The organism is Acetobacter syzygii, assembly GCF_000964225.1.
Lineage (GTDB): Bacteria > Pseudomonadota > Alphaproteobacteria > Acetobacterales > Acetobacteraceae > Acetobacter > Acetobacter syzygii.
The window spans coordinates 1-19,022 of sequence record NZ_BAMZ01000014.1 but is presented as its reverse complement, the minus strand read 5'-3'; the positions used below and the strand labels follow the sequence as shown (position 1 = coordinate 19,022).

21 protein-coding genes are annotated in these 19,022 nt (G+C 53.1%); 7 read left to right on the top strand and 14 right to left on the bottom strand.

Features of this window, described 5'->3' with window-relative positions; translation table 11 throughout:
* Positions 1 to 26: 26 nt before the first annotated feature.
* Positions 27 to 1,115: an AI-2E family transporter gene (locus Absy_RS06045; protein ID WP_048853996.1), complete on the top strand. Its 1,089-nt coding sequence runs from the start codon at positions 27 to 29 to the stop codon at positions 1,113 to 1,115.
* Positions 1,112 to 1,819, top strand: coding sequence for an endonuclease/exonuclease/phosphatase family protein (locus Absy_RS06040; protein WP_048853850.1), 708 nt, complete (start codon positions 1,112 to 1,114; stop codon positions 1,817 to 1,819). Before Absy_RS06045 ends, Absy_RS06040 begins: the two co-directional genes overlap by 4 nt.
* Here the strand turns inward: Absy_RS06040 and cls are convergent.
* Positions 1,810 to 3,237, bottom strand: a complete 1,428-nt coding sequence (gene cls / locus Absy_RS06035; RefSeq protein WP_048853849.1) for a cardiolipin synthase — start codon at positions 3,235 to 3,237, stop codon at positions 1,810 to 1,812. The genes Absy_RS06040 and cls overlap by 10 nt on opposite strands.
* A gap of 10 nt (positions 3,238 to 3,247) precedes the next feature.
* Here cls and Absy_RS06030 point away from each other — a divergent pair, with 10 nt between their 5' ends.
* Positions 3,248 to 3,688 carry a YraN family protein gene (locus Absy_RS06030; RefSeq protein WP_245614760.1) on the top strand — a complete coding sequence of 147 codons (441 nt, stop codon included), beginning with the start codon at positions 3,248 to 3,250 and terminating at the stop codon, positions 3,686 to 3,688.
* Positions 3,689 to 3,722: 34 nt separating this feature from the next.
* Here Absy_RS06030 and Absy_RS06025 read toward each other — a convergent pair whose 3' ends face one another.
* The 9 genes from Absy_RS06025 to purB form a co-directional block, all read right to left on the bottom strand.
* Positions 3,723 to 4,037 (bottom strand): hypothetical protein, encoded by a 315-nt coding sequence (locus tag Absy_RS06025; protein WP_048853847.1) that lies wholly within the window; start codon positions 4,035 to 4,037, stop codon positions 3,723 to 3,725.
* 70 nt (positions 4,038 to 4,107) lie between these two features.
* Complete coding sequence (grxD, locus tag Absy_RS06020) at positions 4,108 to 4,446, bottom strand: Grx4 family monothiol glutaredoxin (protein ID WP_048853846.1); 339 nt, start codon at positions 4,444 to 4,446, stop codon at positions 4,108 to 4,110.
* Positions 4,447 to 4,482: 36 nt separating this feature from the next.
* Positions 4,483 to 4,713, bottom strand: coding sequence for a BolA/IbaG family iron-sulfur metabolism protein (locus Absy_RS06015; RefSeq protein ID WP_048853845.1), 231 nt, complete (start codon positions 4,711 to 4,713; stop codon positions 4,483 to 4,485).
* 16 nt (positions 4,714 to 4,729) lie between these two features.
* Positions 4,730 to 6,934: a phosphoribosylformylglycinamidine synthase subunit PurL gene (purL, locus tag Absy_RS06010; RefSeq protein ID WP_048853844.1), complete on the bottom strand. Its 2,205-nt coding sequence runs from the start codon at positions 6,932 to 6,934 to the stop codon at positions 4,730 to 4,732.
* Positions 6,931 to 7,632: a phosphoribosylformylglycinamidine synthase subunit PurQ gene (gene purQ / locus Absy_RS06005; RefSeq protein WP_048853843.1), complete on the bottom strand. Its 702-nt coding sequence runs from the start codon at positions 7,630 to 7,632 to the stop codon at positions 6,931 to 6,933. Before purQ ends, purL begins: the two co-directional genes overlap by 4 nt.
* A complete protein-coding gene (locus Absy_RS06000; protein WP_048853842.1) occupies positions 7,629 to 8,000 on the bottom strand; it encodes a Rap1a/Tai family immunity protein in 372 nt (123 codons plus the stop codon). The genes purQ and Absy_RS06000 overlap by 4 nt, the downstream gene beginning before the upstream one ends.
* Positions 7,997 to 8,239 carry a phosphoribosylformylglycinamidine synthase subunit PurS gene (purS, locus tag Absy_RS05995; RefSeq protein ID WP_048853841.1) on the bottom strand — a complete coding sequence of 81 codons (243 nt, stop codon included), beginning with the start codon at positions 8,237 to 8,239 and terminating at the stop codon, positions 7,997 to 7,999. Before purS ends, Absy_RS06000 begins: the two co-directional genes overlap by 4 nt.
* Before the next feature lie 28 nt (positions 8,240 to 8,267).
* On the bottom strand, positions 8,268 to 9,035 hold the full coding sequence (purC, locus tag Absy_RS05990) for a phosphoribosylaminoimidazolesuccinocarboxamide synthase (protein ID WP_048853840.1): 768 nt from the start codon (positions 9,033 to 9,035) through the stop codon (positions 8,268 to 8,270).
* Positions 9,036 to 9,187: 152 nt separating this feature from the next.
* Positions 9,188 to 10,537, bottom strand: coding sequence for an adenylosuccinate lyase (purB, locus tag Absy_RS05985; RefSeq protein WP_048853839.1), 1,350 nt, complete (start codon positions 10,535 to 10,537; stop codon positions 9,188 to 9,190).
* Positions 10,538 to 10,701: 164 nt separating this feature from the next.
* Here purB and Absy_RS05980 point away from each other — a divergent pair, with 164 nt between their 5' ends.
* The 4 genes from Absy_RS05980 to Absy_RS05965 all read left to right on the top strand — a co-directional run bounded on the left by Absy_RS05980 (position 10,702) and on the right by Absy_RS05965 (position 14,387).
* Positions 10,702 to 11,310: a YjbE family putative metal transport protein gene (locus Absy_RS05980; protein WP_048853995.1), complete on the top strand. Its 609-nt coding sequence runs from the start codon at positions 10,702 to 10,704 to the stop codon at positions 11,308 to 11,310.
* A gap of 83 nt (positions 11,311 to 11,393) precedes the next feature.
* Complete coding sequence (locus Absy_RS05975; protein WP_048853838.1) at positions 11,394 to 13,367, top strand: lytic transglycosylase domain-containing protein; 1,974 nt, start codon at positions 11,394 to 11,396, stop codon at positions 13,365 to 13,367.
* Positions 13,367 to 13,855, top strand: a complete 489-nt coding sequence (locus Absy_RS05970) for a phosphatidylglycerophosphatase A family protein (protein ID WP_048853837.1) — start codon at positions 13,367 to 13,369, stop codon at positions 13,853 to 13,855. Before Absy_RS05975 ends, Absy_RS05970 begins: the two co-directional genes overlap by 1 nt.
* A 16-nt stretch (positions 13,856 to 13,871) precedes the next feature.
* A complete protein-coding gene (locus Absy_RS05965) occupies positions 13,872 to 14,387 on the top strand; it encodes a CinA family protein (protein WP_048853836.1) in 516 nt (171 codons plus the stop codon).
* A 381-nt stretch (positions 14,388 to 14,768) separates the two neighbouring features.
* Here the strand turns inward: Absy_RS05965 and Absy_RS05960 are convergent, their stop codons facing one another.
* The 4 genes from Absy_RS05960 to Absy_RS05945 all read right to left on the bottom strand — a co-directional run.
* Positions 14,769 to 15,248: a type II toxin-antitoxin system RatA family toxin gene (locus Absy_RS05960; RefSeq protein ID WP_048853835.1), complete on the bottom strand. Its 480-nt coding sequence runs from the start codon at positions 15,246 to 15,248 to the stop codon at positions 14,769 to 14,771.
* Positions 15,248 to 16,222, bottom strand: coding sequence for a lipoyl synthase (lipA, locus tag Absy_RS05955; protein WP_048853834.1), 975 nt, complete (start codon positions 16,220 to 16,222; stop codon positions 15,248 to 15,250). The genes Absy_RS05960 and lipA overlap by 1 nt, the downstream gene beginning before the upstream one ends.
* A gap of 138 nt (positions 16,223 to 16,360) precedes the next feature.
* Positions 16,361 to 17,773: a dihydrolipoyl dehydrogenase gene (gene lpdA / locus Absy_RS05950; RefSeq protein WP_048853833.1), complete on the bottom strand. Its 1,413-nt coding sequence runs from the start codon at positions 17,771 to 17,773 to the stop codon at positions 16,361 to 16,363.
* A gap of 30 nt (positions 17,774 to 17,803) precedes the next feature.
* The coding region (locus Absy_RS05945; RefSeq protein WP_048853832.1) for a pyruvate dehydrogenase complex dihydrolipoamide acetyltransferase at positions 17,804 to 19,022 on the bottom strand (1,219 nt) is incomplete at its 5' end.

Below are 19,022 nucleotides of genomic sequence, written 5' to 3'. Positions count from 1 at the left end.
AGGGCGTTTTGTGGTTTGTTGCACGCATGACAGATGGTCACACATTGACGGCTGAACGTATTCTCCGGTTTTTATTGCTGGCCGGAATTGCATACGGTTGCATAGCCGTTTTGGTCCCTTTTTCTTCCGCATTACTGTGGGCCGGGGTGCTGACTTATACAACGTGGCCCCTTTTCCTGTATTTGCGGCGAAGCATGGGGGCTAATGCTGCCAGCCTGATCATGACCGTTTTATGCGCGGTCTGTGTTGTTTTTCCTCTTGCTCTTCTGGCATCTGCCTGTGTTGCATCGGGTCCACGTTGGGCATTGCAACTGACAACCCTGTTCGGGCAGGTTAACCAGCTTCCTCCCCTTCCCCGCTGGCTGGATAATCTGCCAGTTTTTGGGCCGGATATTCACCATCGCTGGGCGTTGTGGAGCCGGAACCTTGGGCTTGCGGCAGCAGAGCTCAGGCCATATGCCGGGGGCATCATACAGTCTGTTCTGAGTGTGCTGATGCAAATGGCCAATGGCGCGCTCCACCTTGTAACAGCGCTGTTTATTTCTTTCTTTTTCTGGATCAGCGGTTCAATCCTGTGGGATACGTTGCAGGCAGTTATTTTACGGATTGCCGGTGTTCAGGCCGGACGGCATCTGTCCATTATTGCCAGCACAGTACGTGGAACAGTGTATGGTATTTTGGGAACAGCCATTATTCAGGGTATTCTAACTGGTCTTGGCCTGTGGATATTTGGTGTCGCGGAACCAGTTATTCTGGGTGGGATCGCGGCTTTTCTGGCCGTGTTCCCTGTAGGCGCGCCGCTGGTCTGGATTCCTGCCGCAGTGTGGCTATTTGTAACGCATCACCAGCTTAAAGGCATTTTGCTTATTCTGTATGGTGTTCTGTTTATCTCTGGTGCGGACCATCTGATCAGACCACTCTTTATTGCACGTGGGTCAAAGCTTCCTTATCTGCTAACAGTTCTTGGAGTTATTGGTGGCTTGCTGGCATTTGGCGGCGTTGGAATTTTTCTGGGTCCAGTCCTGCTTGCCATAGGCTTTACATTGACCATGGAATTTGCGCAGGGAGACCCCGCGCGCCCCATAATGGATGATACAAGGAATATTGCGCCATGAGGCGTCGTCTGGCTCGGATTGTTGAACTTACGTCCAGAAGACGGCATGGTCATCTCATCACTCATGAAGCTCCGGGTGTGAAGATTATCAGCTGGAATCTTCTGCGTCGGACTGGCGCTACTGTGCATGATGTAGCCGCCCTGATTGAGGCCGAGCAGCCAGACATCCTGCTTATGCAGGAAGCCACCATAGAAATTGATGTGTTGCCAGATGTGATAGGTGGGCATTATGCGCGTTCGCCCCTGCCCGGACGTATTCATGGTGTGGCCTGCTGGAGCCGTCTTCCTTTTGCGCGCCCTCCTCGTGCGTGCACCATTCCATCTGGCCCTATTGTTAAGCGTCATGCGCAGATTATTGATTATGCACAGTTTTCGCTGGCAAACGTGCATCTCTCTCATGGGCAGATGCTGAACCGTCGGCAGTTGCGGCGTATTGCATCTTTATTGTCTGCGCCCTGCGCCATTTTGGGTGATTTTAATCTGGTAGGCCCCACGCTTGTTCCGGGGTTTGCCGATGTGGGGCCCAAGGCACCAACGCACCGTATGGTTGATCTGCTACCCATTCGGCTGGATCGGTGCCTTGTGGAAGGTATGGTTTGTTCAGATGCTCAGGTACTTCCGGTTTTTGCGTCTGACCATCGCCCCATTGCCGTAACATTGCGACCGGAAGTGGGCCGGAAGGCCGTTGCTTTTCCTTACAGATAAGGCATGAACAATCTGGCAAATGAATCGCGGATACGTGTCAGGGAGTTCCGTTGGTCTAGGTCATAGTGCGTTAATCTATGGTTGCGATGCTGGCAGATAAAATCATCAATAATGTTGGCCAGGGTAACATCGTATGTTTCCATGTTGATCTCAAAATTCAGGCGTAAACTTCGAATATCAAGATTGGAACTCCCCACAAAAGACCATGCTTTGTCCACCACCATTAATTTGGAATGGTTAAAAGGTGGGTTTGCGTGCCAGATCCGTACGCCCGTGTCCAGTAATGGAGAAATATTGGCGGCACAGGCCCAGTCTAAAGGACGATGGTTGCTGCGGAGCGGAATAATAATATCCACTTGCACACCGCGGAGTGCAGCAAGCCCCAGTTCTGATAAAAACCGTGCACCGGGCAGAAAATAGGGTGTCATAAGCCGTATGCTCTTGCGGGAGAGCGTAATGGCCTGCAACATGGTATATTCAATTTTTTCCAGGTCTGTATCCGGCCCTGCTGTAACAATACGGGCCAAGGATGTGCCTTTTCCTGCATGTTCTTGCAAAAAAAGGTCCCGGCTTAACTGCTCGCCTGTTGTAAAATACCAATCCCATGCAGCAACCTGTGCCAACTGGTGCACAACTGGACCTTCAATCTGGAAATGTGTGTCGGATACAGGATGTTTTGGGTGACGTCCTACCAGGTTATTGTCGGCAATATTGAGGCCCCCCATAAACCCGATGCGCCCATCGACAACCAGAATTTTGCGGTGGTTCCGTAAGTTTAGAAAAGGCATGCGCCAAGGTAGTAGTGAATGCATAAAGCGGGCGCAGGGAACTCCGGATTTTTTAAGGTAACGGTAAATCGGTGATAAAAAATAACCACTGCCGATCCCGTCAACCAGCACACGCACACTTACGCCTCTTTGCTGGGCTGCAATGAGTTTGTCTGCAAAAAGCTGGCCGCTCGCATCATGCCGAAAAATATAGGAACATAGGAGAATACTCTTACGGGCTTTTTCAATAGCTTCCAGCATGTGCGGATATGCGCCATCTCCATCATGCAGGCATGTAATGCTATTGTTGCCAACAACCGGGCGCGTTGTCAGTTTGCCGACCATAAGGGCCAGTGGTGCAAACTGGCCATCCAGCCCTGCATTCCACGAGGAAAGGTCAGTCCCTTCCTGCTTATGGCTGGTGCGATCTCCAACCAGTTTTTTGGCAAGTCTTGTTACGCGATTTATGCCAAACATGAGGTATAGGGTTGTGCCCAAAAACGGCATAAGGACACATACGCCAATCCACCCGATGGCTGAGGATGTATTTCTTTTTGTGAGCAGGATATGCAAGCTGACGCCCGTAACCAAAGTCAGGCGCATGAACGCAATGATCAGAGTTGTTGTGTAAAGCTGGAGATCAAAAAGCATGGCAGGAAGAATGCTTTCACAACACGCGGCTGGTGTCCACCGCATAGCGTATACGTGTTCCACAAAACAGAAAATGGTTACAAACGCCAAGCGTGCTCGTGGCGTGGAAGCCTACCAGAACGGTCTCGCTGCTGAGGATATTGTGTGCCAGAAACTGCGCGGCGCAGGCTGGAATGTTTTACTGCAAAGAGCCAGAACGCGTCGTGGTGAAATTGATATTGTTGCGCAAAACGGCACAACAATCAGTTTTATTGAGGTCAAGTTGCGCAAAACACTGCGGGATGCGGCCGAGAGCTTATCGGCTACTCAATCCAGAAGGTTGTTTCGGGCAGCAGAATGCCTTCTGCAAAGCAACCCACATTGGCAGTATGAAGAATTACGGTTTGACCTGTTTATTCTAGACGCCAATAGCAAAATGGAATGGCTCAAAGACGTCATACGCCAGATGTAACAGAGAACTGGTTGTATCTGTGTAAGACTTAAAATCAGGTGCGGTGATGGTGTTTGTTGCTATGCACAGTGCGCGAAGCCGCGTGGTAGCTAACCAAATGTACCATTTTACCATGCTGCGCAGCCGCAAGCGTAATTTTGTGTGTACCATGAGACGTTGCCGCAACATGGCGTACAAAATGATGAGGGCGAATAACTGGCGGTGGAGCAGTCAGGGAAGCAAAGGTTAATTTGCTGGCTTCCAGATCAGAAAGAATGCGCTCCGCATGCACTGATGTACTGGAGGCCATAATGCCCATACCAAAACTGGCCAGAGCAAAAAAGCCGCGTGCAAACGGAACTCGCTTCATTAACCTTGGTCCCCTGATTTCATATCTGCTTCAAACTATACAAAGCAATGACGGGCTGACAACCCATAATTCAGGCAGAAGCATTGCAGGGAATATTTTTTTCCTGCAGCAGTTTCTGTAGTTCGCCGGTCTGGTACATTTCTGTCACAATATCGCACCCGCCAATGAACTCGCCTTTGACATAAAGCTGGGGAATGGTCGGCCAGTTGGAAAAGTCTTTAATGCCCTGACGCAGCGTGGCATCTGCCAGAACATTGGCTGTTTTGAAGGGGGCGCCAATATGCTGCAGAATCTGCACGACGCGGGCAGAAAAACCACACTGTGGGAAGTCTGCATCTCCCTTCATAAAAAGCATGACAGGGTTGGAATCAATGTCCTGCTGAATGGTCTGCTTAATGGAATCAGTCATGTTCTCGGTCCTTGATCGTGTGGAAGAGTTTTTTGTTCAGGGGGCAGATGTACGTAGGGCAAGTGCGTGCAGCTTACCCCCCATGTGCCCTTCCAGCGCGTTATAAACGAGTTGATGCTGCCTTACGCGAGGAACATCGCGGAAGGCTTCACTTACAATCGAACAGGCATAATGATCCCCATCACCAGCCAGATCATCAATTTTGATCTGAGCATCAGGGAATGCCTTTAGAATATAAGCTTCAAGCTCAGTGGCGGACATGGCCATATGCTGTGTTTCTTCCCTATTTGTCCATTAACGCAGGAAAAAAGGTTTCGTGCGCGGATTTAAGGCGTGCAGCAGATATGGTGACACCACTTGGAAGAATCAAATCATTTCCACCGGAGCGGCCCATCAGACGTGCAGGCACACCAACCTGCGCCGCGCGTGCACAAAAAGCCTGAGCATCTTCCACGCAAACAAGATAACGCGCCTGATCTTCACCAAACCAGAATGCTTCCGGGCGTATGCCAGAATCTGGGCTTTCCAGTTCGCAGCCTGTGCCAGATGCCATGATCATTTCTGCCACAGCAACAAGAATACCACCGTCAGCCAGATCATGGCAGGCGGTCACTTGTCCTGCCTGAATTTCAGCACGGACGAAGTCACCGTTTCTTTTTTCTGCTGCCAGATCAACAGTGGGAGCAGGCCCTTCCTCACGTCCCAGAATTTCGCGGAGCCATACGGACTGCCCGAGTTCGCCTTTGGTTTCGCCAATCAGCACCACATCCTTGTTAGCCTGCATTCCAAGGCCAATGGCGGTGGAAACATCATCCAGAACGCCAAGTCCACCAATAGCAGGTGTAGGAAGAATGGCCTGTGTTGTGCCATCGGGCATCCGGGTTTCGTTATAGAGAGACACATTGCCACTGACGATGGGGAAGTCGAGCACTTTGCAGGCTTCTCCCATACCTTCCAATGCAGCGATGAACTGCCCCATGATTTCCGGTTTTTCCGGGTTGCCAAAGTTCAGGTTGTCCGTCACCGCCAGAGGGCGTGCACCTGTTGCGGTAATGTTCCGCCAAGCTTCGGCAACAGCCTGCGCACCACCTGCACGTGGGTCTGCCTGGCAGTAGCGTGGCGTGCAGTCAGTGGTCAGTGCCAGACCAATTTCTGTGTCATCCACTTTTACAATGGCAGCATCGGCAGCGCCCGGACGGCGCACTGTCTGTCCACCAACCGTACTGTCATACTGGTTCCAGACCCATGCGCGGGAAGCAAGGTCTGGTGAACTCACCAGCTTGAGTAACATGGCATCCAGCGACAGAGGGGCGTGAACGCTCCCCAGTGCGGCGGGTTTGGTGGGTATAATGGAAGGACGATCATAAACCGGGGCTTCATCGGCCAGAGGCTCAAGCGGAATGTCCGCCTCAAGCTGGCCTTTGTGTTTGATCACAATATGCCCGGTCTCGGTTAGGTGACCGATAATGGCAAAGTCCAGTTCCCACTTTTCAAAAATCTTGCGGGCAAGTTCCGTCCGGTCAGGGCGCAGAACCATGAGCATGCGTTCCTGACTTTCAGAAAGCATCATCTCATACGCAGTCATGTTCGGTTCGCGCTGCGGCACGGCATCAAGGTCAAGTTCAATGCCGACCCCACCTTTGCCAGCCATTTCCACAGCGGAGGACGTCAGGCCAGCAGCGCCCATATCCTGAATGGCAACAATGGCATCTGTTGCCATAAGTTCCAGACAGGCTTCAATGAGCAGTTTTTCAATAAAGGGGTCACCAACCTGAACGGTTGGACGCTTGGACAGGGCGTCTTCGTCAAATTCGGCGGAAGACATGGTGGCACCATGAATGCCATCCCGCCCCGTGCGGGAACCAACATAAACAACAGGATTGCCAACACCTGCTGCAGCGGACAGGAAAATACGATCCTGCCGGGCAATGCCAACCGTCATGGCGTTAACCAGAGGATTACCATCATATGCGGCGTGGAAGTTGATTTCTCCACCAACGGTTGGCACGCCAACACAGTTGCCGTAACCACCAATACCGCGGACCACACCATCTACAATGCGGCGTGTTCCGGGGTTTTCGGGGCTACCAAAACGCAGGGCGTTCAGATTGGCAACGGGGCGCGCACCCATGGTAAATACATCGCGCAGAATTCCGCCAACACCTGTGGCAGCGCCTTGGTAAGGCTCGATAAAGGAGGGGTGGTTGTGACTTTCCATCTTAAAGATGGCGGCATAACCCTGACCAATATCGACCACACCAGCATTTTCGCCCGGGCCATGGATAACCCACGGAGCTTTGGTGGGCAGGCCGCGCAGCCATTTGCGGGAAGATTTGTAGGAGCAGTGCTCCGACCACATGACAGAAAAAACACCAAGTTCCGTCAGACTGGGTGTACGCCCCATGATTGACAGAACACGCCCGTATTCTTCAGCCGTCAGGCCGAATTCACGGGCAAGGGATTCATCAACGGTTACAGGCTTATTCACCGGACAAGAGCCTCCACCAAACCTTCAAACAGAGGCAGACCATCCTCTCCCCCCATGAGTGGATCAACCAGATCCTCGGGGTGAGGCATCATGCCGCAAATACGTTTGTTTTCACTGAGAATACCGGCAATGCTGTTCACGCTGCCGTTCGGGTTGCTGGCTCTGTCATCCGCCTGCACACGGCCTTTGGCGTCGGCATAACGGAACGCAACACGTCCCTCACCTTCCAGCATGGCAAGTGTGGCTTCATCGGCAGTATAATTGCCATCACCATGTGCTAGGGGCGTACGAAAGATGTCCCCTTTTTTCCAGCGGCGGGTAAAAGGTGTTCCCTCTACTTCCACTCGCAGATGACAGTCCTGCGAGAGAAACCGCAGGTCCGCATTCCGGAGCAATGCGCCAGGAAGAAGGTTGCTTTCCGTCAGAATCTGAAAGCCATTGCACACGCCAAGAATGTGACCACCTTTGGCGGCAAAGTCCCGCACAGCACCCATAATCGGGGAGTGCGCAGCCATAGCACCGCAACGCAGGTAGTCACCGTAGCTGAAGCCACCTGGCAGCACGACCAGATCCACGCTGCTCAGATCGGTCTCGTGGTGCCAGATCATGCGAGGAGCCTGCCCGGTCACGCGTCGCAGGGCAATGGCCATATCCCGTTCCCGGTTCGTGCCGGGGAAGACGACAATTGCTGCTTTCATTTTTTTACGTCACACGGGTAAGAGTCATGCAGGGCGGTAAAAACACTTTCGCCTACTGGTTTAGGCAGAGAGTCGGGATGTGCTTTCAACCATGAGATAACCTTGGTGCGCATGGCGGCAATATCTTCCGCAGCTGGCACGCAAAAGCCAGCAATTGCCGAGGCATCCCCTTCATTGTGAGCGTTGATTTTGGCAAGGGTCACGCCGTCTGTCAGGCCGCTTAAATAGGCATCACATGCAGTCCGCCCGGATGCGGCGGAGCACATTTTGCCAAAAGCATTGGCCTTCATGGGGGCAAGTCGTTGTGCGTGGGCCAGACCGGGCGCGGCCAGTGTTCCCACAAGAGCGATCAGGGCAAGGCGCTTCATGCAACAACCTCTACCAAATAATCTTCGATGACCAGGTTAGCGAGCAGATTGCGGGCCATTTCGCCCGCTTTCTCATGTGCTTCTTCTGCCTTAACACCATGCAGATCAAGCTCGATGATTTTGCCGACACGCACATCCTGCACGCCTTCAAAGCCTAATGTATGCAGTGCGTGGCCAATGGCCTTCCCCTGCGGGTCCAGAACGCCGTCCTTCAGCATGACGGTTACACGTACTTTCATTCTCAAACTCCCAAAGTACCCGTAGGGGTTACTGAACTGTTTCCGGTCCCTTCATGTCACCCCCGGCGCCATTCTCCGGTAGGATGCCCATGCGGCGTGCCACTTCCTGATATGCTTCTTTAACGTTGCCCAGATCCCGGCGGAAGCGATCCTTATCAAGCTTTTCGTTTGTGCGAAGGTCCCACAGACGGCAATTATCTGGCGAAATTTCGTCAGCGAGAACAATACGCATATCCTCGCCCTCCCAGCAGCGGCCAAACTCAAGCTTGAAGTCGACAAGCTGAATACCAATGCCACTGAACAGACCGCACAGAAAATCGTTTACGCGCATGGACATGCCCGTAATGTCTTCCAGGTCATGGGGGCAAGCCCAGCCGAAGGCTATGATATGGTCTTCCGATACTAAAGGGTCACCCAGCTCGTCATTTTTGTAATAGAATTCGACGATTGGGCGAGGCAGACGCTGGCCTTCGGGAATGTTAAAACGCTTGGAAATGCTGCCAGCAGCAACATTGCGGATAACAACTTCCAGCGGGATGATCTCGACTTCCTTTACCAGTTGTTCACGCATGTTAATGCGCCGGATAAAGTGGGTGGGAATGCCAATTTCCTGCAAACGCAGCATCAGATGCTCGCTAATGCGGTTGTTCAGCACACCCTTGCCGGTGATCACACCGCTTTTGGCACCATTGCCAGCCGTGGCATCGTCCTTGAAGTATTGCACAAGGGTCCCGGGTTCTGGGCCTTCAAAGAGGATTTTGGCTTTACCTTCATAAAGCTGGCGGCGACGGGCCATGATGATCCTTACCTGTCGAAAAGTGTATGGGCGGCTGGATCACCGCCCCCAAAAAACGGGGGAACCGTACAAATGGTTCACCCCTTTCATTATCTGGTTGTTCATAGCAGGCTTCCTCCGTGGAAGATACAGCCTGTAAAAACTGGCAGGCCTTACTGTTTTGGTCCTGCTTCGCCAAAAATCTTCTCAAACTGGAAGTCCAGCGCTTTCAGGTGCTGGCGGCTGTCCATGGCGGCGTCCAGTACATCGGCTGGAATGCGACCAGAAATTTCGGCCTCTTCTGCCAGATTCTGGCGGAAGGTTTTGCCTTCTGGCGTGCCCAGTTTGGTCCAGGTTTCCATCGCATTACGCTGTACAATACGGTAGGCATCTTCGCGGGAAAGGCCAGCTTTGGCCAGTGCCAGCAAAACTTCGCCCGAGTGCACAACGCCGCCAAGGCTTTCGATGTTTGCTGCCATACGGTCTGGATAAACCACCAGTTTGGAAATCATGCCTGACAGACGGGCAAGGGCAAAATCCAGACCGATGGTGGCATCAGGGCAAATATTGCGTTCGACTGAAGAGTGGCTGATGTCGCGTTCATGCCACAGAGCCACGTTTTCCAATGCGGGAATAACCGCAGCCCGCACCAGTCGGGCAAGACCAGTCAGGTTTTCGGTCAGGACCGGGTTGCGTTTATGGGGCATGGCGGAAGAGCCTTTTTGCCCCGGATGGAAGAATTCTTCAGCCTCACGCACTTCCGACCGCTGGAGGTGGCGGACCTCGGTTGCCAGGCGTTCAATACCGCTGGCAATTACGGCGAGCGCACAGAAGAATGCGGCGTGGCGGTCGCGCGGAATAACCTGAGTGGAAACGGTTTCGGCCTGAAGGCCAAGGCGTTCGGCAACATAGGCCTCTACGCGTGGGTCAAGATGGGCGTATGTGCCAACTGCACCGGAGATGGCGCATGTTGCAATTTCAGCCCGGGCGGCTTCAAGGCGGGTCCTGTTGCGTGCGAATTCCGCGTAGTGCCCGGCAATTTTAAGCCCAAAAGAGGTGGGTTCGGCATGAATGCCGTGGCTCCGGCCGATGGTCAGCGTGTGTTTGTGTTCAAACGCACGTGCCTTGAGTGCTGCCAGTGTGTCATCCAGATCCTTGAGCAGCAGATCCGTTGCCTGAACAAGCTGCACAGCCAGACAGGTATCCAGCACATCGGATGAGGTCATACCCAAGTGGACAAAGCGGCTTTCCGGTCCGACTTTTTCAGCCAGCCAGGTCAGGAAGGCAATAACGTCATGCCGGGTTTCGGCTTCGATCTCGTCAATTCTGGCCAGATCGGCATCAGAAAAAGCGGCCATGGCGGCAGCCCCTTTTTCGCGCACAACTTTGGCGGCTTCTTTGGGGACAGTCCCATATTCAGCCATGGCCTCGCAGGCCAGCGCTTCGATCTCGAACCAGATTCGATAACGGTTTTCGGGGGACCAGATCGCGGCCATGACGGGGCGGGTATAGCGCGGCACCATAACGCAGATTTCCTTAACCAGAACAGTTTAAACGTCAGAACAGGTGGCGTCTCTCTAGCGGATTTCGCGCATGTCGTCTGCCCGCAATACGGAAAACTTTGACATTTTCTGCCCTGTGCCAGAAATTCCCGCCATTCAAAGCTTTTTTTGGAATCGGAGTTATTGTGGCCAACCTATTTGATTCTGCCAGTTTTCCGGCCCTTGCAGCCCTTCTTCAGGTTGTGCTGATTGATGTGACCCTTGCCGGAGATAATGCGGTTGTTATTGGCATGGCCGTGCGTACACTCAGCGGTGCGCAGCGGCGCAAGGCCATTCTGGCCGGTGTGGGGCTGGCTGCAATCATTAGGGTGTTGCTGGCGCTTGTTGCCGTTAAGCTGCTGGCTATTGTGGGGCTTACGCTGGCGGGCGGATTGCTGCTGCTCTGGGTTTGTTGGCGCATGTACCGCGAAATGCAAGACAGTCACGGTGCGGATGAACAGGGGGCCGCAGCTCCCGGTAATTTACGTTCTGCCATTCTCAAAATCCTGATAGCTGATCTTTCCATGAGCTTGGATAACGTGTTGGCTGTTGCTGGTGCTGCACGCGAGCATCCGGGCATTCTGGTTATGGGGCTTGCCCTGTCTGTTGTTCTTATGGGGGTCGCAGCCTCACTTATTGCGCGTTTGCTTGAGCGTTATAAATGGATTTCGTGGGTTGGTCTGCTGGTGGTGCTGGCTGTTGCCATCGAGTTGATTATCAGTGGCGGTGGAGAAGTGTGGGGCCATCTGTCCTGAACTTTATGTAATCGTGAGATTCAACAGGTTTTTGTTCAATAAAAGAGCTTGCTTATTTGCAAGAAAGCCGTTGAATCTTTGGTATGATCCGTTTTTCATCATGCCGGCGGCAGCTTGTCGCCGCAGTATCGCTGATCGGGCTGTCTTTAACAGCCTGCTCCGGTCCTTCTGCGCAGCAGGTTTCCTCTACGAATGATGGGGAAGCGCCTCCACCTTCCCTGCCGTCTGCACAGGGTGATGGGGCTGCTGGCAACCTGAATGACCGGTTGGATGTATGGCTCCGTCTTGTGGGGCCTACCCATGCAACCGCACAGGAATATGCTGACTTCTTGCAGTCGGGAAAGGTCTGGCCTCGCTGGTCAATATTGACTGCGCGTATGCAGCAGGCATTAGCGAGCGAGTCAGATACGCAGGTTCTGTCACGGCTGTGTCATTCCCAAAAACTGACTTATGCTCCCGCCTTGGTGCAATGCTCCACGCAACTGGCAACGGATAAACCACTCCAGCAGCAACTGGCTGCTCAAGCTATAGCAGCATGGTCTAACGGGAATGATTCTCCCAGTGGGGCTAATCTTTTGACCGGCACGTTTGGAGCCGTGCTTACTCCCCAAAGCTCATGGTTGCGGTTCGACCGTGAGGAACGTGCAGGTCTGCTTGCTGCGGCACAGCAGACCCTGCCCTATTTATCCGCTTCCAGGCAGGCACTGGCGCAGGCACGTCTGGCGTTCAGGAATAACGATGCTACGGCTTTGTCCCTGTTGGATGCTCTTCCGGAATCTTTGCGTACGGACCCCTGGCTTGTTCTGGATCAGGCTCGTTGGTTGAGAAAACAGCAACGCTATGATGAGGCAGTAGCCCTGTGGAAAGCCCGTGCCGTTGAAGCGGAACGAGCGACCCGCTCCAAACTCTTCTGGCGTGAGAGGGATGCCCTTGCGCGTGATCTAATCCAGCAGAATCGCGCAGAGGATGCTTTTGCCGTTGCGAATGACACGGTTACAGAAGGCGAAAGCCGTCTGGACGCTATATTCCTGAGTGGTTGGATTGCCTTGCGCAGGCAGCATGACCCCGCCACAGCGGAAGATTTTTTCCGTCAGCTTACAGAGTCTCAATCCCTTATTACCCGTAGTCGTGGGTTTTACTGGTTGGGGCGCGCACGGGCTGACGCTGGTAATACGACCTCGGCCAAAGCAGACTGGGCACGCGCAACGGCGTTCCCCGGTACATATTATGGCCAGATGGCGGCAGCAACGCTTGCTGGGCAAGGCAATGCTCTGTTGACGCCAGAAGAGGTTCCGGCGGTTATTGTGCAGAATCTTAAAAATGCCAATAATGCAGCACCATCCGTCTCGGAGGATGTTCTTCCTGCACAAAATGACCTGCTTTTGGCGGCTCTCCGGTTGGCGACCATGGGGGAAACCGACCATGTGCGTGACTTTTTGAGCATGTTTGAAAAGCAGATTACAGATCCGTCTCAACGGCAGGCGCTTGCGTCTCTGGCTCTGCGGTTAGGTGTGGCAGATATTGCCGTTACCATTGCCCGACATGCGGGGCGGGATGGAGTGTTTATGCTACGTTCGGGCTGGCCTTTACCTTACACGCCCCCAGCGAGCGCTTTGCCTAAGGGCTTTGTATTGGGCCTGATGCGGCAGGAAAGCAGCTTCAACCCCGATGCGATCAGTCCTTCAAATGCTATTGGGTTGATGCAGCTTAAGCCATCCACCGCTGGGGATATGGTGCATGTTGCCGGTTTGCCTGCGTCTGCGGCCTCGGCATCTGGTTTGCATAATCCGCAGAATAACATGCAACTGGGTACAGCTTACCTGTTGCATATGCAGGATCGCTTTGGGCCAGTCGTGCCATACATGGCAGCGGCCTATAACGGTGGTCCAACGCGTTTGGCCAAATGGCTGTCAACCGCCGGGAACCCCGTACAAAATGGGGCGAATATGGAGCAGATGGTCGATTGGGTAGAAAACATTCCCTATGCTGAAACACGGAATTACGTGCAGCGTGTGTGGGAAAACATGACCGTGTATAAAGCACTGGGAGCACAATAATGACCCCTGCCCGTTTAATTGCAACATTTGGAGGATGTGGTCTTAGTCCCCGTGCGCCTGGGACGGTCGGCTCACTGGCGGCTCTTCTGGTCGGGTTACCATTGCTTAAGCGCCCCCGTGCGTTGCTGGGGGCGGCCATTACAGCAACGTGTGTGGGGTGGTGGGCCACAACCCGTGCGGGAGATGGGGAGGACCATAACTGGATTGTTATTGATGAAGTGGCTGGAATGTGGATTGCCCTACTGGCGTGTTTGCCCGAACAGAAGAGTGGCAACATGCAACCCAGCGGGGCAGCAACCTACCGGGTTTTATGGCCGATAGTGGCGTTTGGCTTGTTTCGGATATTTGATATTGTCAAACCCGGTCCTATTGGAACGCTGGACAGGCGGCATGATGCCCTGGGTGTTATGGGGGATGATGTTCTGGCTGGCGCAGCGAGTGCTGGCTGTGTGCTAACATTGCGTAAGTTATTGGCTTTCCGCTCATAATCAAAGAGGGTCGGATATGGGGGATAACAGCACGATTATTGGTGCCGGAGTGTTGTATGCAGCAAATCAGGTTCTGGAGTTGCTACGACAGAGTGGCGTAAGAATTGTTACCGCTGAAAGTTGTACTGGCGGACTGGTTGCTGGCGCTTTGACCCATTTTGCAGGGTCATCGGACGTAACCGAGGGTGGATTTGTTACTTATTCCAATAGTATGAAGCAGGCCGTGCTTGGCGTGCGGGCAGATACACTGGCATTACACGGGGCCGTAAGTGCCCAGACTGTGGAGCAAATGGCGGAAGGTGCTTTGCGGGCTTGTGCAACAGCACGCATTGCCGTTGCCATTTCCGGCATTGCGGGGCCCGGTGGTGGCAGTGTGGATAAGCCTGTTGGCTTGGTTTGGTTTGCAACGGCAGTGCGAGATGGGGCCACCTGTGCAAATCGTCAGGTTTTTACTGGTGATCGGGTGCAAGTGCGTGAGCAGGCGGTATTACACGCTTTGACTCTGGTTTCTGGCCGTATTCTCAACCTTTAAAAAAACGGGTTGTTTAGTAACGTCCGTTGTTCGGGTTATAGACTGGAGCTTCTAGCAATTCGGGAGCCCTAACCCCTGTTCCCTTAGCGATTGTTCCTTCAGGCAAAACTGGCGGAATGGCAGGCTGTGGCGGAGGTTGGCTTTGTGCGTAAGCCAGACTTTTGACATTGAGCGCATCGGTCGTGTTTTGTTGGGGTAATTTATTGTCCATACACTGTGTACATGGTGTATTTTGGGTAACAGGAGCAGCTGATGCCTGCGTAATACTGGTTGCAGTTGCCATGAGTAAAACAAAAAAGCATAGTTTGCGCATGTTTTGCCTCATGAATACAAAAACGGCGTTGTTAGGTGACTGCGTATAGGATTAGTCCCCGCAACGCATTAATTCGCTGTTGTGGGGCCTGAAACAGTTGGAGTGGCAGATATGACAGGAGGGCCGTAAACTTCCTTGGCACGCTTAATAAAGGCAGAAACCATTAGACGGGTTGCCTCAGTAAATACAACGCCGATGGCTGCTTGCAGAATACGGGAATTAAACTCGAAATCGACAAAAAAATCGACCTGACACCCATTGGCATGTGGTGTGAACTTCCACACATTCCGCAGGTACCGGAAAGGTCCACGTTCATAACGGACCGTAATTGTCGTCGGGCGTTCCAGCGTTACGCGAGAGGTAAAACTCTCACGGAATGGACCAAACCCGATAGTTAGATCTGCAACAAGTTCAGTTTCGGTACGTGTGCGCAAGCGTGCAGCAACACACCAGGGTAAAAAAGCTGGGTAGTGGGCAACATCTGCTACCAGATCAAAAATCTGGTCTGGACGGTAGGGCAGAACACGCGTCTCTGCGTGTTTGGGCATTACAGAGCCTCCTTCAGACGTTTATTGCGGGCCTCACGGAGCTGCGCAAAATCTGTATCGGCATGGTAGGAGGAGCGCGTTAGAGGGCTTGCACTGACCTGCAAAAAGCCTTTTACGCGCGCCATGGTGCCATAATCCTCAAACTCTTCCGGTGTTACAAAACGCGCAACAGATGCATGTTTAACCGTGGGCTGCAAATACTGCCCCATTGTAATAAAATCCACATCTGCAATGCGCAGATCATCCATGACCTGAGCGAGTTCCATTTTTTCTTCGCCCAAACCCAACATCAGACCAGATTTGGTAAAAATCGAAGGGTCAAGCTGCTTCACGCGGTCCAGCAGGCGCATGGACTGATAATAGCGCGCGCCGGGACGAATAGTGGGATAAAGCCGCGGTACGGTTTCCAGATTATGGTTGAACACATCGGGGCGTGCTTGAACAACGACTTCTAACGCCTTGTCTTTACGTAAAAAATCGGGGGTCAGAATTTCAATGGTCGTGGTGGGGGATGTTGCACGTATGGCCTGAATAACGCGGGCAAAATGTAATGCGCCACCATCGTTCAGATCATCCCGATCCACCGATGTTATGACCACATGGCGTAGGCCCAGTTTGGCTACGGCTTCTGCAACCCGTTCGGGTTCCCCTTCGTCCAGAGGGTTGGGTAAGCCTGTACTGACATTACAGAAAGCGCAGGCACGGGTGCAGACCTCTCCCATGATCATCATGGTCGCATGGCGCTGTGACCAGCATTCCCCAATATTGGGGCAAGCGGCTTCCTCACACACGGTTACCAGCTTGTTGTCACGCATGAGCGCGCGTGTTTCGTGGTAAGTCGGATGATTGGGTGCTTTGACGCGGATCCAGTCAGGCTTGCGGGCAATGGGGTTGTCCGGCCGATGGGCTTTTTCCGGATGTCTTATCCGGCTTGTCCCACCTTTTCGATGATCAATCTCGACACGAGTAGACATAACTTGGCCTGCTTTTTGCCCAAAGAGTTCAGACAGAACTGGAATGCTCCTGCTCACTCGTCAAGGTGTGAAAAGGCAATGAAGAGGAGAAAGGACATCACACCCTTGAGATTGATGTCCCCCTTCCTAAGGTGAAGGCTAAAAGTGCAAGGCACCATCGTAAGCGGCAAGAACTGCTTCGTGCATGGATTCAGAAATAGTCGGGTGTGGGAAAATGGTCTCCGCCAACTCGGCTTCTGTGAGTTCACCCGTACGGGCAATCACATACCCCTGAATCATTTCAGTCACCTCTGCGCCAATCATATGAGCACCGAGTAATTCGCCTGTTGCCGCATCAAAAACAGTTTTGATCAGCCCGTCAGGTTCCCCCATGGCCAGTGCTTTGCCATTGGCAAGGAGGGGGAATTTACCCACCCGTACTTTGTAGCCTGCATCGCGTGCTTTTGCTTCCGTGTAACCAACAGATGCAATTTGCGGTCTGCAATAAGTACAGCCGGGGATTTTGGTTGGATCAATGGGGTGGACGGAGCGTCCCGCAATGGCTTCTACACACATAACGGCTTCATGACTGGCTTTGTGCGCCAACCATGGTGCGCCAGCCAAATCCCCTATGGCATATACACCGGGTTCTGCTGTGCGGCACAAAGCATCCGTGACCACATGTGTGCGATCAACCTGAATTTTTGTGCCTTCGAGGCCAATATTTTCAACGTTGCCAACAATGCCTACGGCAGAAATAACCGTATCAGCTTCCAACGTTTCAGTTTTGCCATTTACCGTAACCGGTAGCTTTACGCCTGTAGCGGTTTTTTGCAGATCACCGATTTTTGCGCCGGTGAGGACGCGCATTCCCTGTTTTTCAAAGGCTTTGCGTGCAAGCTGGCTGATTTCTTCGTCTTCTACGGGCAAAATGCGCTCGGCAACTTCTACCAAAGTCACATCTGCCCCCATATTGCGGTAGAAGGATGCAAACTCAGTGCCAATCGCACCAGAACCAATAACAACAAGACGTTTTGGCATGGCTTTGGGAACCAGAGCTTCCTTATAAGACCAGACAAACTGGCCGTCAGGCTCCAGCCCCGGTAACACTCTGGCGCGTGCACCAGTTGCCAGAATAACGTGTGATGCAGTGAGAGAGATGGGGCTTTGACCATCAGCCGCAACAGACACCTTACGTTTGCCGTTAGCCAATGTGCCATCGAGCTTACCATAGCCGGTAAAAACGGGCACTTTTGCTTTTTTAAGCAAATGCGCAACACCTGCAGAAAGCTGCTTGGAGACCGCCCGCGAGCGCCCAACAATTTTTTGGAAATCAAAGCTTACACCATCTGCCTTAAACCCGAATGCAGGCAGATCATGGAGCAGATGATTAATCTCAGACGCCCGGAGCAGGGCTTTGGTGGGGATACACCCCCAGTTCAGGCAAATACCGCCCAGATGCTGGGCCTCGACCACAGCAACCGAGAGCTTAAGCTGTGCGGCGCGGAGGGCAGCAACATACCCCCCTGGTCCACCACCAATGACAATGATGTCAAAATCTGTCTGGCTCATAATGCCAAAATTCTCCCGTAAAAGGGCACGTTACAGAACAAGAGCCAGCGGCGCCTGCACAATGGAGCGGAAAGCTGAGAGCCACTTGGCCGCCGTAGCTCCATCCACGACGCGATGATCGACCGAGAGCGTGACCGTCATGACTGTTGCTATGCGAATTTCGTCCCCGCTTACAACAGGTTGGCGCTTGCCTGCTGCAATGGCCAGAATGGCAGCCTGCGGCGGGTTTACAATGGCTGAAAACTCCTTAACGCCGAACATACCCATGTTGGAAATGGAGAATGTTCCGCCTTGGAATTCCTCAGGCTTAAGCTTGCCCGCGCGAGCCCGTGAGATCAGGGATTTGGCTTCCTGACTGATCTGCTTGAGGCTTTTACGGTCTGCTGCACGGACGATTGGCGTGATCAATCCATCGTCGAGAGAAACTGCGACCGAAATATCCGCATCATCATGCAAGATCATGGCGTCTTCGGTAAAAGAGGCGTTCACCTCAGGCACCTGTTTAAGCGCAAGGGCTGCAGCCTTGATCAGCATGTCATTGACGGAGAGTTTAAAGGCCCCTGCCCCTTCGTCTTCAGAGAGCGCATTCAACTGTGTGCGCAAAGCCATAAGAGCATCCAATTCCACATCCATGGAGACGTAGAAGTGAGGGATAGTTGCTTTAGACTCACTCAACCGGCGCGCAATGACCTTGCGCATGGTGGTGTGTGGTACGCTGCGGCTGCCACCTGTTGCCGGAATGGCTGGAGCTTCAGCTTTATTCGAGCCGGAATGGGCTTGCTTGGAGCTTGCGGCTTCCACATCGCGCTTAACAATACGACCGTTAGGCCCGGTCCCTTTGATGGAGGCAAGGTCAATGCCTTTTGTTGCCGCAATGCGCTTTGCCAGAGGGGACGCAACAACTCGATTTATCGGACGTGCAGCTGACACGGGGCTTGGCGTACCAGCAGGTGCACTTGCTGGCGCACTGGTGGCTGCGGCTGGTGCTGTTGCCGCAATAACCGGAGGCGTGGAAGAGTTTGGAGCTACCGCATCCGGTACAGATTCCCCTTCTTCAACGACAATGGCGATCGGAGTGTTGACAGCAACCCCCTCTGTCCCTTCAGGGACGAGGATGCGACCAAAAACACCCTCTTCAATGGCTTCTACTTCCATTGTGGCTTTGTCGGTTTCAATCTCAGCCAGCACGTCGCCGCTGCTAACTGTATCGCCTTCCTTTTTCAGCCAGCGGGCAATTTTGCCTTCTGTC

Bases quoted from the DNA above. Each gene is read 5' to 3' on its own strand.
- Absy_RS06040 (WP_048853850.1), top strand. From the start codon at position 1,112: ATGAGGCGTCGTCTGGCTCGGATTGTTGAACTTACGTCCAGAAGACGG.
- Absy_RS05975 (WP_048853838.1), top strand. From the start codon at position 11,394: ATGATCCGTTTTTCATCATGCCGGCGGCAGCTTGTCGCCGCAGTATCG.
- lipA (WP_048853834.1), bottom strand. From the start codon at position 16,222: ATGTCTACTCGTGTCGAGATTGATCATCGAAAAGGTGGGACAAGCCGG.
- purB (WP_048853839.1), bottom strand. From the start codon at position 10,537: ATGGTGCCGCGCTATACCCGCCCCGTCATGGCCGCGATCTGGTCCCCC.
- cls (WP_048853849.1), bottom strand. From the start codon at position 3,237: ATGCTTTTTGATCTCCAGCTTTACACAACAACTCTGATCATTGCGTTC.
- Absy_RS06000 (WP_048853842.1), bottom strand. From the start codon at position 8,000: ATGAAGCGCCTTGCCCTGATCGCTCTTGTGGGAACACTGGCCGCGCCC.
- Absy_RS06025 (WP_048853847.1), bottom strand. From the start codon at position 4,037: ATGAAGCGAGTTCCGTTTGCACGCGGCTTTTTTGCTCTGGCCAGTTTT.
- Absy_RS05965 (WP_048853836.1), top strand. From the start codon at position 13,872: ATGGGGGATAACAGCACGATTATTGGTGCCGGAGTGTTGTATGCAGCA.
- lpdA (WP_048853833.1), bottom strand. From the start codon at position 17,773: ATGAGCCAGACAGATTTTGACATCATTGTCATTGGTGGTGGACCAGGG.
- Absy_RS06045 (WP_048853996.1), top strand. From the start codon at position 27: ATGACAGATGGTCACACATTGACGGCTGAACGTATTCTCCGGTTTTTA.
- Absy_RS06030 (WP_245614760.1), top strand. From the start codon at position 3,248: ATGCTTTCACAACACGCGGCTGGTGTCCACCGCATAGCGTATACGTGT.
- purC (WP_048853840.1), bottom strand. From the start codon at position 9,035: ATGGCCCGTCGCCGCCAGCTTTATGAAGGTAAAGCCAAAATCCTCTTT.
- purS (WP_048853841.1), bottom strand. From the start codon at position 8,239: ATGAAAGTACGTGTAACCGTCATGCTGAAGGACGGCGTTCTGGACCCG.
- grxD (WP_048853846.1), bottom strand. From the start codon at position 4,446: ATGACTGATTCCATTAAGCAGACCATTCAGCAGGACATTGATTCCAAC.
- Absy_RS05960 (WP_048853835.1), bottom strand. From the start codon at position 15,248: ATGCCCAAACACGCAGAGACGCGTGTTCTGCCCTACCGTCCAGACCAG.
- purQ (WP_048853843.1), bottom strand. From the start codon at position 7,632: ATGAAAGCAGCAATTGTCGTCTTCCCCGGCACGAACCGGGAACGGGAT.
- Absy_RS05970 (WP_048853837.1), top strand. From the start codon at position 13,367: ATGACCCCTGCCCGTTTAATTGCAACATTTGGAGGATGTGGTCTTAGT.
- Absy_RS06015 (WP_048853845.1), bottom strand. From the start codon at position 4,713: ATGGCCATGTCCGCCACTGAGCTTGAAGCTTATATTCTAAAGGCATTC.